This is a genomic window from Liquorilactobacillus sicerae (genome assembly GCF_029916425.1).
In the GTDB taxonomy this organism is placed as follows: Bacteria; Bacillota; Bacilli; order Lactobacillales; family Lactobacillaceae; genus Liquorilactobacillus; species Liquorilactobacillus sicerae.
The window spans coordinates 1-13,222 of the sequence record NZ_JAHAVQ010000001.1; the positions used below are offsets into that span (position 1 = coordinate 1).

Annotated in this window: 10 protein-coding genes, 4 tRNA genes and 2 rRNA genes; 15 read left to right on the forward strand and 1 reads right to left on the reverse strand. The window is 40.3% G+C overall.

Going from position 1 to position 13,222, the window contains the following annotated elements:
• From KH893_RS00005 to KH893_RS00055, 11 genes are all read left to right on the forward strand, one after another.
• Positions 1 to 2,833 (forward strand): 23S ribosomal RNA (locus tag KH893_RS00005); the annotation flags it as partial.
• 74 nt (positions 2,834 to 2,907) lie between these two features.
• Positions 2,908 to 3,024, forward strand: a 5S ribosomal RNA gene (gene rrf / locus KH893_RS00010).
• A 99-nt stretch (positions 3,025 to 3,123) separates the two neighbouring features.
• Positions 3,124 to 3,195, forward strand: a tRNA-Glu gene (locus KH893_RS00015).
• A gap of 2 nt (positions 3,196 to 3,197) precedes the next feature.
• Positions 3,198 to 3,270 (forward strand) — tRNA-Thr (locus KH893_RS00020).
• A gap of 862 nt (positions 3,271 to 4,132) precedes the next feature.
• Entirely contained in the window at positions 4,133 to 4,351 is a 219-nt protein-coding gene (locus KH893_RS00025) for a hypothetical protein (protein ID WP_281164114.1), read from the forward strand.
• Positions 4,352 to 4,403: 52 nt separating this feature from the next.
• Positions 4,404 to 4,607, forward strand: a complete 204-nt coding sequence (locus tag KH893_RS00030; protein WP_281164115.1) for a hypothetical protein — start codon at positions 4,404 to 4,406, stop codon at positions 4,605 to 4,607.
• 565 nt (positions 4,608 to 5,172) lie between these two features.
• Positions 5,173 to 6,645 (forward strand): peptide MFS transporter, encoded by a 1,473-nt coding sequence (locus KH893_RS00035; protein ID WP_281164116.1) that lies wholly within the window; start codon positions 5,173 to 5,175, stop codon positions 6,643 to 6,645.
• Between the two features lie 65 nt (positions 6,646 to 6,710).
• Positions 6,711 to 6,793, forward strand: a tRNA-Tyr gene (locus tag KH893_RS00040).
• A gap of 114 nt (positions 6,794 to 6,907) precedes the next feature.
• Positions 6,908 to 7,714 carry a pyrroline-5-carboxylate reductase gene (gene proC / locus KH893_RS00045; protein WP_281164117.1) on the forward strand — a complete coding sequence of 269 codons (807 nt, stop codon included), beginning with the start codon at positions 6,908 to 6,910 and terminating at the stop codon, positions 7,712 to 7,714.
• A gap of 3 nt (positions 7,715 to 7,717) precedes the next feature.
• Positions 7,718 to 8,854: an N-acetylglucosamine-6-phosphate deacetylase gene (nagA, locus tag KH893_RS00050; RefSeq protein ID WP_281164118.1), complete on the forward strand. Its 1,137-nt coding sequence runs from the start codon at positions 7,718 to 7,720 to the stop codon at positions 8,852 to 8,854.
• Positions 8,855 to 8,875: 21 nt separating this feature from the next.
• Positions 8,876 to 9,577, forward strand: a complete 702-nt coding sequence (locus KH893_RS00055; protein ID WP_281164119.1) for a GntR family transcriptional regulator — start codon at positions 8,876 to 8,878, stop codon at positions 9,575 to 9,577.
• Between the two features lie 102 nt (positions 9,578 to 9,679).
• Here the strand turns inward: KH893_RS00055 and KH893_RS00060 are convergent, their stop codons facing one another.
• Complete coding sequence (locus tag KH893_RS00060; RefSeq protein ID WP_281164120.1) at positions 9,680 to 10,417, reverse strand: WecB/TagA/CpsF family glycosyltransferase; 738 nt, start codon at positions 10,415 to 10,417, stop codon at positions 9,680 to 9,682.
• Between the two features lie 169 nt (positions 10,418 to 10,586).
• Between KH893_RS00060 and nadE the strand changes: the two genes are divergently transcribed.
• From nadE to KH893_RS00080, 4 genes are all read left to right on the forward strand, one after another.
• Entirely contained in the window at positions 10,587 to 11,414 is an 828-nt protein-coding gene (gene nadE / locus KH893_RS00065; RefSeq protein WP_281164121.1) for an ammonia-dependent NAD(+) synthetase, read from the forward strand.
• A 14-nt stretch (positions 11,415 to 11,428) separates the two neighbouring features.
• On the forward strand, positions 11,429 to 11,875 hold the full coding sequence (locus tag KH893_RS00070) for a SprT family protein (protein WP_281164346.1): 447 nt from the start codon (positions 11,429 to 11,431) through the stop codon (positions 11,873 to 11,875).
• Between the two features lie 50 nt (positions 11,876 to 11,925).
• Positions 11,926 to 12,012, forward strand: a tRNA-Leu gene (locus KH893_RS00075).
• A gap of 84 nt (positions 12,013 to 12,096) precedes the next feature.
• Positions 12,097 to 13,092, forward strand: coding sequence for a beta-ketoacyl-ACP synthase III (locus KH893_RS00080; protein ID WP_281164122.1), 996 nt, complete (start codon positions 12,097 to 12,099; stop codon positions 13,090 to 13,092).
• The last annotated feature ends 130 nt before the right edge of the window (positions 13,093 to 13,222 follow it).

Genomic DNA, 13,222 nt, shown 5'->3' on the forward strand with positions numbered 1-13,222 from the left:
AGCTGTAAGTAAGCTGTGATCCGGAGATTTCCGAATGGGGCAACCCAGTAGCTGTAACAAGCTATTACCGCTAGTTGAATTCATAGACTAGTTGGAGGTAAACGCAGGGAACTGAAACATCTAAGTACCTGCAGGAAAAGAAAAAAATTTCGATTCCCCCAGTAGCGGCGAGCGAAGAGGGAAAAGCCCAAACTAGGAAGCTTGCTTCCTAGGGTTGTAGGACTGAACATTTGAGTTACCAAGGAGTTTGATAGTCGAATGACCTGGGAAGGTCAGCCAAAGTTGGTGACAGCCCTGTAGACTAAATCAAACTCTCTCAGTTCAGGATCCTGAGTACGGCGGAACACGTGAAATTCCGTCGGAATCCGGGAGGACCATCTCCCAAGGCTAAATACTACCTAGTGACCGATAGTGAACCAGTACCGTGAGGGAAAGGTGAAAAGCACCCCGGAAGGGGAGTGAAATAGTTCCTGAAACCATGTGCCTACAAGTAGTTAGAGCCCGTTAACGGGTGATAGCGTGCCTTTTGTAGAATGAACCGGCGAGTTACGTTTGCTTGCAAGGTTAAGTTGGAAATAACGGAGCCGTAGCGAAAGCGAGTCTGAAGAGGGCGAATAAGTAAGTAGACGTAGACCCGAAACCAGGTGACCTACCCATGTCCAGGTTGAAGGTGTGGTAAAACGCACTGGAGGACCGAACTCGTGTATGTTGAAAAATGCTGAGATGAGATGTGGGTAGCGGAGAAATTCCAAACGAACTTGGAGATAGCTGGTTCTCTCCGAAATAGCTTTAGGGCTAGCCTCGAAGTTAGGATCATGGAGGTAGAGCACTGTTTGAACTAGGGGCCCATCCTGGGTTACTGAATTCAGATAAACTCCGAATGCCATTGATTTATCTTCGGGAGTCAGACTGCGAGTGATAAGATCCGTAGTCGAAAGGGAAACAGCCCAGACCACCAATTAAGGTCCCTAAATATATGTTAAGTGGAAAAGGATGTGGAGTTGCATAGACAACTAGGATGTTGGCTCAGAAGCAGCCACCATTTAAAGAGTGCGTAATAGCTCACTAGTCGAGTGACCCTGCGCCGAAAATGTACCGGGGCTAAACATATTACCGAAATTGTGGATGCAGCCGTTAGGCTGCGTGGTAGGAGAGCGTTCTAAGGGCGGTGAAGCCAGATCGTAAGGACTGGTGGAGCGCTTAGAAGTGAGAATGCCGGTATGAGTAGCGCAAGACAGGTGAGAATCCTGTCCACCGAATGACTAAGGTTTCCTGGGGAAGGCTCGTCCACCCAGGGTTAGTCGGGACCTAAGCTGAGGCCGAAAGGCGTAGGCGATGGATAACAGGTTGAGATTCCTGTACCAGCGATGATCGTTTGAACGATGGAGGGACGCAGGAGGCTAAGCACGCACACTGTTGGAGGTGTGTTCAAGCAGCAAGTCTTTAAGCGAGTCAAATGCTTGCTTATTTAAGGACAAACTGTGATGAGTAGCGAAATTTAAGTAGTGAAGGTGCTGATGTCACACTGCCGAGAAAAGCTTCTAGTAAGATCAAAGTTGCCCGTACCGCAAACCGACACAGGTAGTCGAGGAGAGAATCCTCAGGTGAGCGAGAGAACTCTCGTTAAGGAACTCGGCAAAATGACCCCGTAACTTCGGGAGAAGGGGTGCTGAGCGAAAGCTCAGCCGCAGTGAAAAGGCCCAGGCGACTGTTTATCAAAAACACAGGTTTCTGCAAAATCGTAAGATGAAGTATAGGGGCTGACGCCTGCCCGGTGCTGGAAGGTTAAGAGGATGGGTTAGCTTCGGCGAAGCTCAGAATTGAAGCCCCAGTAAACGGCGGCCGTAACTATAACGGTCCTAAGGTAGCGAAATTCCTTGTCGGGTAAGTTCCGACCCGCACGAAAGGCGTAACGATCTGGGCACTGTCTCGACGAGAGACTCGGTGAAATTATAATACCCGTGAAGATGCGGGTTACCCGCGACAGGACGGAAAGACCCCATGGAGCTTTACTGTAGCTTGATATTGGGTGTTTGTTTAACTTGTACAGGATAGGTAGGAGCCATAGAAGCCGGGACGCTAGTCTCGGCGGAGGCATTGGTGGGATACTACCCTCGTTGGATGAACACTCTAACCTGCGCCAATCAACTTGGCGAGAGACAGTGTCAGGTAGGCAGTTTGACTGGGGCGGTCGCCTCCTAAAAGGTAACGGAGGCGCCCAAAGGTTCCCTCAGAATGGTTGGAAATCATTCACAGAGTGTAAAGGCAGAAGGGAGCTTGACTGCGAGAGTTACAATTCGAGCAGGGACGAAAGTCGGGCTTAGTGATCCGGTGGTTCCGTATGGAAGGGCCATCGCTCAACGGATAAAAGCTACCCTGGGGATAACAGGCTTATCTCCCCCAAGAGTCCACATCGACGGGGAGGTTTGGCACCTCGATGTCGGCTCATCGCATCCTGGGGCTGTAGTCGGTCCCAAGGGTTGGGCTGTTCGCCCATTAAAGCGGTACGCGAGCTGGGTTCAGAACGTCGTGAGACAGTTCGGTCCCTATCCGTCGCGGGCGTAGGAAATTTGCGAGGATCTGTCCTTAGTACGAGAGGACCGGGATGGACACACCGCTGGTGTACCAGTTGTTTTGCCAAGAGCATAGCTGGGTAGCTAAGTGTGGATGAGATAAACGCTGAAAGCATCTAAGTGCGAAACTCACCTCAAGATAAGATTTCCCATTCCGTAGGAAATAAGGCCCCTGAGAGAAGATCAGGTAGATAGGCTGGAAGTGGAAGTGCAGCGATGCATGGAGCGGACCAGTACTAATCGGTCGAAGACTTAACCAAAGAAAAGACAAAGTGTTTAAGGGAAAAAGAGATATTAGCTGGTTTTGAGGGAACAAGTTTTTCTCAAAGAGAAGTGCGGTGGCGATAGCAAGAAGGATACACCTGTACCCATGCCGAACACAGAAGTTAAGCTTCTTAACGCCAAGAGTAGTTGGGGGATCGCCCCCTGCGAGGGTAGGAAGCTGCCGTGCTTGATGTAGCTCGTGAAAATGAGGATAACTAGTATTTCACTGATTATTGTCGATTATTTTCCGGGCTTTTTTGGTGGTAGGCCTGAAAAAGGCCTATTTGACCCGTTGGTCAAGTGGTTAAGACACCGCCCTTTCACGGCGGTAACATGGGTTCAAATCCCGTACGGGTCATTGCCAGCTTAGCTCAGTTGGTAGAGCATCGGTATCGTAAACCGAGGGTCACAGGTTCGAATCCTGCAGCTGGCATAAATACTTTATTTTAGCTTTGCCTTTTTATAAAAAAAGCCTTTATATAGGCTTTTTTTAATTGGGCCTAGTTTAAAATTTTGTTACAATGATGTCGCAATTTTGGGCTCTGAGTGTTGCAATTTGTTCAACCTTTTAAGCAAATAAGCAGTACTGATCGTTGTTGAAATATTTGAATGACCCAATCTTTTATAACTGCGTAAATTGAAACATCCTAAAAAAGCATGAAAGCAATGTACAAATGACGAAGCAAATGAAGATTCCTGGAATTGTGCCAAACTAGCTCATAAATACCATTTCAGAATGATTAACTTTTAATTTTGAAAACCAATCTATCAGTTGTTGATTGACGCTGATAGTTTTCCATGTCGGATTGATGTCTTTTCCAGCAAGAGCTTGGATCTCATCTAAACGTATCGCTGTGAAAATAACTGTCAGTATCACATACCTGTTAGGATAGTGGACATTACGCTTTTCAGTAATAATTTCTGGGTCTTTGTCAATCGGATTGGTGGAAGATAAAGTCCTTTGAATATAGGGCTTTTTAGTTCGATGATTTACAGTCTAAGTGCAACAAACAAAAAATGTACAAACCGACCCTTAAAGTGTCAAGGCTTTACAGAAAGAAAATTTGATGATCCAATCCGATAATAACTGCCAAACATTATCAGCAACTCTTATTAGAAGAAAGAGACAAATTTGAAGCTTACTTGAAGATCGGAAAAATCTCAAGCGGATATTGCTCATTTAATTAGATGAAGCCGCCAGTACTATTTCTTGAAAAATCAGATGTAGGACTATTTTAGAAAGTAATTCTGACTATTTTTTCTTTAAACAATATTTTACGGATGTAAGTCAGATTATGAACAAGACCAGCAAAAATGTCATTTTCATGGTTAAAGAACTTGTTGACTGCTTTTTAAAATGCTCAAAACGGGTCCTAAATGTCGATCTCAGATTGACAGCATTGGTCCATGCTTTTAAGCATCAGTCTCCAGATAAGCCTCATCCATCAACTCCGACTGGTTATCGTTATATTGATCAAGGCCACTTAGAGACGAAGAACATCAATTTGTTCTAAACGGTGCTGTTATGTAAAGCCCGATCGTAAGAAACTCACAAAAAATAAGCTGTTGGCTAAGACCTCAATTGAAAAACGACCGGATTGCATTAATAACCGAGAACGTTTTGAGGCTTGGAAATCTTCACTTTTACTAGTTAAAGGTAAACGTCAAACTAGTGAACCAGCTCGCATGATAGTAACAGAAAGAAGAACACGTTATGAGATTATTATCAAGAGTTCTAACTATTATGCAGATATTTACCTTGCAACTTAATTGTTATTAAAGTAATCAATAATGTTGATGTCTATATAAAAAATTTTTCTTTATGTAGACAAACTTATACTTGTTTGCAAAAAGAAGCGTTTATAAATCCACACTAATCATTAAACTGTAAATTTACTGTTTGAATTGATCATTATTATTAAGGTTGTCAATTATAAAATATAAAATTTGTTTTTTAATGTAAGTATTATTGTTCCCTTAAAGTTTTGCTAATTAGAAAGTTATTGTGTTACAATTAATAGGTTGTGTTTTAAAATGAGCTCTTTATTGCAAATAAGAACTAAAGAAGTTTAAATAAGAGTAATCTGAGTTGTTTATGGTTGCTGAATAGATTTACTTTTATTTAGTTATTATGTACATTACTAATTATTTTTTTCATGAATAATATCAGCAGTAAGATTAAATCAAAACTTTGTTAAACGGTGATTGGTTCTTTTAAAATTTGCAAGAAATTATTAATTTATTTAAGTAAGCAGTAAATTGATTAATTCTTATAAATTGAGTGACATTTATTGTTTTAAGAAGTTTCAAAAGTATTTTTTGGAGGAATTTTTAAATGAATTTAGAAAAAAATGACCAGCAATTTTTAGGCCATCCTCGTGGCTTAGCAACACTTTTTTTCACTGAAATGTGGGAGCGCTTTAGCTATTATGGTATGCGTGCAATTTTGCTTTTTTACATGTATTATGCGGTTTCTAAGGGTGGCCTTGGGCTAGACAAATCTTTAGCAGCATCGATCATGTCAATCTATGGTTCATTGGTGTATCTTTCAAGTGTCTTGGGTGGTTTTGTCAGTGATCGAATTTTAGGTAGTCGCAAAACGGTTTTTATTGGTGGTATCTTAATCATGTTTGGCCATATTGCTTTAGCTACTCCATTTGGAAAAATTGCTTTATTTATTTCGATTGCTTTGATCGTGATTGGAACTGGTTTATTGAAACCAAACATTTCTGAAATGGTCGGTGGATTATATCAAGAAAATGATCCAAGACGTGATGCTGGTTTTAGTATTTTTGTTTTTGGGATTAATATGGGAGCATTTATTGCGCCAATCATAGTTGGATATCTTGGTCAAAATGTTAATTTCCATTTAGGTTTTTCCCTAGCAGCGATTGGAATGTTTTTCGGCTTATTACAGTATTATTTTGATGGAAAAAAATATCTTTCACGTGAAAGTTTATATCCAACTGATCCTTTAGAACCAGAGGATTTAAAAAAAGTTTTACGTTGGTCACTTTTAGCAATAATTGCGACTGGACTAATTTTAACTATTATGAAACTATTTGAGCTATTAAATTTACAAAATATTATTTTTTTAATTACAATAGTTGCGATTTTTATCCCGATCTTTTATTTTATTATGATGATTGCCAGCCGCAAAGTTAGCAAAGTCGAGCGTTCACGGGTTAAAGCTTATATTCCCTTATTCATTGCCAGCATTTTGTTTTGGTCGATTGAAGAACAAGGATCGGTTGTGCTGGCTTTATTTGCTAATGAGCAAACACGGCTGTCCTTCTTTGGACTAATCAAATTTCCATCAAGCCTTTTTCAAAGTTTAAATCCATTCTTTATTATGATCTATGTGCCAATTTTTGCAGTGTTATGGACTAAACTTGGTAAGCATCAGCCGTCATCGCCAAAGAAATTCTCGTATGGTTTATTCTTTGCTGGAATTTCATTTCTTTGGATGATACTGCCGGTGTTCTTTTACGGAACGAATTCAAGGGTTTCTCCACTTTGGCTCTTTATGAGCTGGGTAATAGTTATTATTGGTGAAATGTTAATTTCACCAATCGGTTTATCGGCAACGACCAAATTGGCTCCTAAAGCTTTTCAGTCGCAAATGATGAGTATGTGGTTTTTAAGCGATGCTGCTGCTCAAGCGATGAATTCACAGTTAGTAAGATTTTATAATCATAGTACAGAGATTGCCTATTTTGGAATTATCGGTACGATCACGATCATTTTTGGCTTGTTGCTACTAGTTATTTCACCAAGAATCGAAAAATTAATGAGTGGTGTCAAATAGTTGATTGCAATTTTGATTGAAGTAGCGTATACTTATTTAAGTCAGGTGTTAATTAACATCTATTTGGAAGGGTAGCGAAGTCTGGCTAAACGCGGCGGACTGTAAATCCGCTCCTTCGGGTTCGGTGGTTCGAATCCACTCCCTTCCATAACTTGTTGATTGTAAGTCGTTCATTAGGAACGGCTTTTTTTATTGACTTTTACTGCTAAGATGAGGTAAATTCAAGATATTGGTATATATCAATTTCAAAGGCGGCGTGAAAATGAAAATTGGATTTATTGGTGTTGGAAATATGGCTAAAGCAATCATTCAAGGATGGTTGAAAGTTAAAGCAGTTTCACCAAATGAACTTGTGATTCATAGCGCACATCCAAGTAATTATGAAAAATATGCAGCTAAATATGGTTTAAGATCTGCCAAAAATAATATAGAAGTTGCTCAGCAAGCTGATTTACTATTGTTGGCAGTTAAACCGCAAACCTTAGCGGCTGTTTTGCAAGAGATTAGGGCAACAGTGGTTCAGCAACACCCAATCATCATTTCGATGGTAACTGGTTTTTCGCTTAAACAGCTGGAACAAGAGTTTCAAAATCATGATTTAAAAATTTTGCGAATTATGCCAAATGTGAATGTCGAAATCAATGCGGGAATGACGGCAATAGCTGCTAATCAGAATTTATCAGCTGCAGATTTTGAACTTTGTCGAAAGTTAATTGGTAAACTTGGTCAAACAATGACAGTAGCTGAAAAAGATTTCAGCTTATTTGTTGCCTTAGCCGGTAGTTCTCCGGCATTTGTCTATCTATTTATTGATGCAATGTCAAGAGCGGGAGTGAAATATGGTTTTAACAAACAACAAGCTACCAAAATTGCTGCTCAGGCTGTTCTCGGCAGTGCCAAAAAAGTTTTAGCAAGTGATGAACAGACTCCTTGGGATTTGATCGATGCAGTTTCTTCTCCAGGCGGAACAACGATTGCCGGTTTATTGGCCATGGAAGAGGCAGGATTTATGACATCGATTGTCAAAGGAATTGATGCAACGATTGCTAAGGATCAAGGAAAGGATTAAATTATGCAGACAGTTTTAAAACATGCGAAAATTTATACCGGAGTTTCAGTAATTGAGGATGGTTATTTGCGTTTTGACCAAAAAATCTTGAATGTGGGACCAATTAGCGAGTATCAAGCTGAAGTTGCCGATGAAGCAACTTTTGATTTAGCCGGGGCAAAAATTGTGCCAGGTTTCATTGATGTTCATAGTCATGGTGGCTATGGTTTTGATGCCATGGACGGCGATTCTGATCAAATTGATCAGATGGTCGAACAAATGATCCATGAAGGCATTACGAGCTATTTTGCAACTACTATGACACAGTCACATGAAAATATTGCCAAAGCGATGATCGGAATTAGAACAGCAGCGGCGAGAAATCCTGTTATCAAAGGAATTCATTTGGAAGGGCCCTTTATTTCACCAGTCTTTAAAGGTGCTCAACCCGAAAAATATATTCAAGCTCCAGATATTGAACTTTTTGATCACTGGAATGAATTATCCGGTCATTTGGTCAAGTTAGTGACTTTCGCACCCGAAAATGAAAATGCAGCAGAATTTGAAAATTATTGTTTAAGCCATGGAATTGTTCCTTCAGTTGGACATAGTAATGCTACGCGAGAAGATTTGTTGCATTCTAAAGCTTCGCACGTGACTCATCTGTATAATGCTCAGCGGGAATTTAAGCATCGTCAGCCTGGGGTTACCGGTCATGCATTATTGGAAGACAATATTTACTGTGAAATGATCGCCGATGGTTTTCATGTTTGCCCGGACATGGTTCGCTTGGCTTACCAATTAAAAGGTCCGCATAAAATAGAGTTAGTTACGGATTCAATGCGGGCTAAGGGCATGTCAGAAGGAATCTCAGAATTAGGCGGTCAAAAAGTCATTGTTAAGGACAAGCAAGCACGTCTTGAATCTGGCAACTTAGCTGGATCAGTCTTGCAATATCAGGATGCCTTTAAAAATATTATGCGCTTTACTGGTTGCGGCATAGAAGAAGCTGTTTGGATGACTTCAGTCAATCAGGCCAAAGAGTTTAAGTTAGCTCAGCAAGGGACCCTAGAGATTGGTAAAGATGCAGACTTGAATATTTTTGACCAAGGATTAAACTTAAAAGAGACTTATAGTCAAGGCAGAAGGTATATCAATTAGCTAAGAAAAGGAGCTTGACCAATGACAGCATCACCAATTTATATTCAAATTCATAATCAGATCAAACGAGAAATTGAATCCGGCAAGTGGGTCGTTGGTCAAAGGATTCCAGCAGAAAGAAAATTAGCGACTGATTTTGGTGTTAGTCGCATGACTTTACGACAGGCAATTCAAACGCTCGTTGATGAAGGAATTTTAGAAAGACGGGTTGGTTCAGGAACTTTTGTTGCTCGAAAAAAGGTGCAAGAAAAGATGTCGGGAATCACTAGCTTTACTGAATTGACACGTGCACAAGGCAAGGTACCTTCCAGTAAGACAGTTTCATATCGGATAACGACACCTTCATTGAGTGAAATGGAAAAGTTGCAGCTGAATGAAAAACAGCTGGTTTTAAGAATGGAACGGATCAGATATGCTGATCAAACACCAATTTGCTTTGAGGTAGCCACCGTTCCCCATCAATTAGTCCAAAACTTCAGTAAAGAAGAGGTTACAAGCTCACTCTATCATGTTTTAGAAGAGCATGGCTATGCAATCGGTCATGCCCAGCAAAAGGTTTCTGCGATGTTAGCTTCCGAAAAAATTGCTGAATATTTGAAGATCAAACGCGGAGAAGCCATCCTAAGACTGCATCAAGTAACTTGGTTAACAGATCAACGACCATTTGAATATGTTCGAACTCAATATGTCGGCGAACGTTTTGAATTTTATCTTGAAAAGTAAAGTTGTCGGGCTTGGAATTCAAAAGCTAATGAAAAACTGAAACAGGTGATCATTCCGTGCTAACCACTTTTTCGAGGTGCCTAGTTTCACTGCTTCAGCTTTTTATTTTTTGATCAAGTGGAATTTTTCGGCAAGTACCAAGCAGAGATATTTAGGTAAGGCCATCATTCGCGGTAAGCGGGAAGGTTCCTGCAACAGGCGATAAAGCCATTCGATTTGGTGTTGCTGCCAAAAAATTGGAGCGCGCTTAACTTTACCTGCTAGAACATCAAAGCTGCCGCCGACACCCATCCAAATGGCATGCGAATTTGAATATGACTGGTAGATAAACTTTTCTTGCTTTGGGAAACCTAGTGCAACAAATACGATGTCTGGATTCGTTTGTTGAATCGAGTCGGTAATGGCTTGATCTGTTTTAAAGTAACCATCGTGAGCTCCAGCGATGATCAAGTTAGGATAATTTTTTTTAATGACTGTTAAAGTTGTTTTGAGAACTTCAGGTTTAGCACCTAAAAAGTAAACTTTTTTTTGCCGATCATTTGCCAAATGCAGCAACTTTTTCATAGTATCAAAACCGGTAACTCTTTCTGGTAATGGTCGTTTAAGAATTTTTGAGCCAATGACAATGCCAGTTCCATCGGCCGTTACGTAATTGGCATGCTTGATGATTCGAGCATATTGGGGATGTTGACGGGCATACAGAACTATTTCTGGGTTGGCAGTAACGATAAAACGTCGAGTTTGATTTTTAAGATCGCGCTGCAGTTGCTGAAAAAGTTCAGCATTAGTCAGGCAATCAAAATCGATACCTAAGATCGAGATTCGTTTTATGTTGGACATTTTAATTCTCACTTTCATATCAAACTGTTAATAGTATACCAGAATTGACTTGAACAAGTAAATTAGCCGTTATAACAACATTTACAAGAAAATCGTGAAATTTGCTTAAAAAAAAGGTAAAATGTAAGTGATGATAGAAAATATTACATTCAATTACGGAGGAACAAGTATGCGTAAATTACAAGCAGAAATAATCAAAGAATTGCACGTTAAATCAGAAATTGATCCAGCTAAAGAGATCCGCCGCAGTATAGATTTTTTGAAAGCATATTTAAAGAAGCATTCATTTTTAAAAAGCCTAGTGTTGGGAATTTCAGGTGGACAGGATTCTACTTTGGCGGGGAAACTCTCGCAATTGGCCATCAATGAAATTCGTCAAGAGACTGGGGATCAAGAATATCAGTTTGTTGCCGTCCGTTTGCCTTATGGTAACCAAGCTGATGAACAAGATGCTCTGGATGCGATTGAATTTATGCAAGCTGATCGAACAGTTCGAGTCAACATTAAACCTGCAACTGATGCTACCGTTGCTAGTTTGGAAAGCAATGGCCTCGTAATTAGTGATTTCAACAAGGGTAATATTAAAGCGCGCCAACGAATGATCGCTCAGTATGGAATCGCGGGTGCTTTTCAAGGTGCAGTAGTCGGCACTGACCATGCAGCAGAGGCGGTTACAGGATTTTTTACCAAGTTTGGTGATGGTGGAGCAGACATTACTCCATTATGGCGCTTAGATAAGCAGCAGGGAAAGGCATTATTAAAAGTTTTAAATGCGCCAGAACATTTATATCTGAAGACTCCAACCGCTGATCTGGAAGAAAACCGTCCGGCTTTAGCTGATGAAGTTGCTTTAGGAGTAACCTATCAGGACATTGATAATTATCTTGAAGGGAAAGATGTATCAACTTCGTCAGCCGAAAAAATTGAAACTTGGTATCTAAAGACCCAACATAAACGTCATCTGCCAATTAACGTTTATGATGATTTTTGGAAATAAAATTGTTCAAAGCAATGAATGATCAGATATTAACTGAAATGACACGGCAGATCTCATTAGATTTTTTTCAACGGCCGTTTAAACACCAAATCTATTTTAATCGGCGTTTGCAAACAACAGGTGGTCGTTATTTGTTGAAAAATCATAATATTGAGATCAATCCCAAAGTTTGGCAGCAAGGTGGTCGCCAACTGTTGGTCGGAGTGATTAAACATGAACTGTGTCATTATCATCTTCACTTGCAGCAACAAGATGCTTCTCATCGCTCAGCAGCTTTTAAACACCTTCTGAGCTCAGTTGGCGGAATTCGTTATGTTCCATGGTTAACAGTGGTCAATTATCATTATCTATACGTCTGTCAAAATTGCGGTCGTCAATATCAAAGACAGCGGCGTATTAATACTAAACGGCTGGTTTGCGGTATTTGTCGTGGAAAATTGAAATTAGTTAATCCAAACTAAACTATCACTTGTTTTTACGATTCAAATTTGCTATAATGATGAATGTTGTTGCGGGTATGGCGGAATTGGCAGACGCGTCAGACTAAGGATCTGGTGAGTTGTTGAGACTCGTGATGGTTCGAATCCATTTACCCGCAGTAAAAGTTAAAAGGACTGGGAACGTTTTTTTGTTCCTAGTCCTTAATTTTTAGTTAAGATAATTTTAAAAGGAGAAAGCTCTTATGACAGTTGCAGTTAAATTAGCAGCAAGTGCTCATTATTTACCAACGAAGGTAGTTACAAATCATGATTTAAGCCAAATTATGGCAACGAGTGATCAATGGATCCAACAGCATACGGGGATCCAACAGCGACGTTTTGCGCTAGCCGAAAACACTTCTGACTTGTGCACTCATGTAGCGCAACAATTACTGTCAGCAAGTCATTTGCCGGCTGAAAAGATTGATTTGATCATTGTTGCAACGATTACGCCAGATTCTTTAACACCAGCAACAGCCGTTTTAGTTCAACAAAAAATTGGTGCCAGTCATGCTTTTGCGTTTGATCTAAGTGCTGCGTGTGCGGGATTCGTGTTTGCATTAAGCACTGCTGAAAAGTTTTTACGTTCTGGTCAATATCAGCATGCGCTGGTAATTGCTGGAGAAGTTAATTCTAAAATGCTTGATTTCCACGATCGAACTTCAGCCGTTTTCTTTGGTGATGGTGCTGGCGGAGTTTTACTGTCAGCAACTGATCAAAATAATGAAGAATTCTTTTTAGGAGAAAAGCTTTTGACTCAACCAGCTCCTGAGGTCATTCATAGCGGTCGAATTCCAGTTATTCAAAAGATCTCAGCTGATCAGTACCCGCAGATTGATGCTTTTTACCAAGATGGACACGCAGTTTTTGAGTTTGTTTCACAAACGGTCCCTCGTTATATTGATGAATTTCTAAAAGCACAAAAAATTAGTTCCCAACAATTAGGTTTAGTTGTTCCGCATCAAGCTAATTTGCGCTTAATCGAGAACTTGGCTGGTAGTTTGAATTTGCCTTTAAACCGTTTCGCAATTAATGTCGATCAAATTGGCAATACTTCTTCAGCTGGAGTTGCAATCGGACTTGATCAAGCACTCAAAGCTGGCAAGCACCCACGACATGCTTTATTGACAGGTTTTGGAGCAGGATTGGCTTTTGGCTGTTTGTTGGTGAATTTAGCAAATGTAACTCTTGATAAATGATGTAGCTAAAAACACATGGCTATTAAAGTTCGATCCGCTGATTTCAGGCGGGCGTTATATTAACTGAATAAAAATCAAACGGCAGGAAAATCTTTGATTTTTCCTGCCGTTCTTTTTAAATTAAGTATAT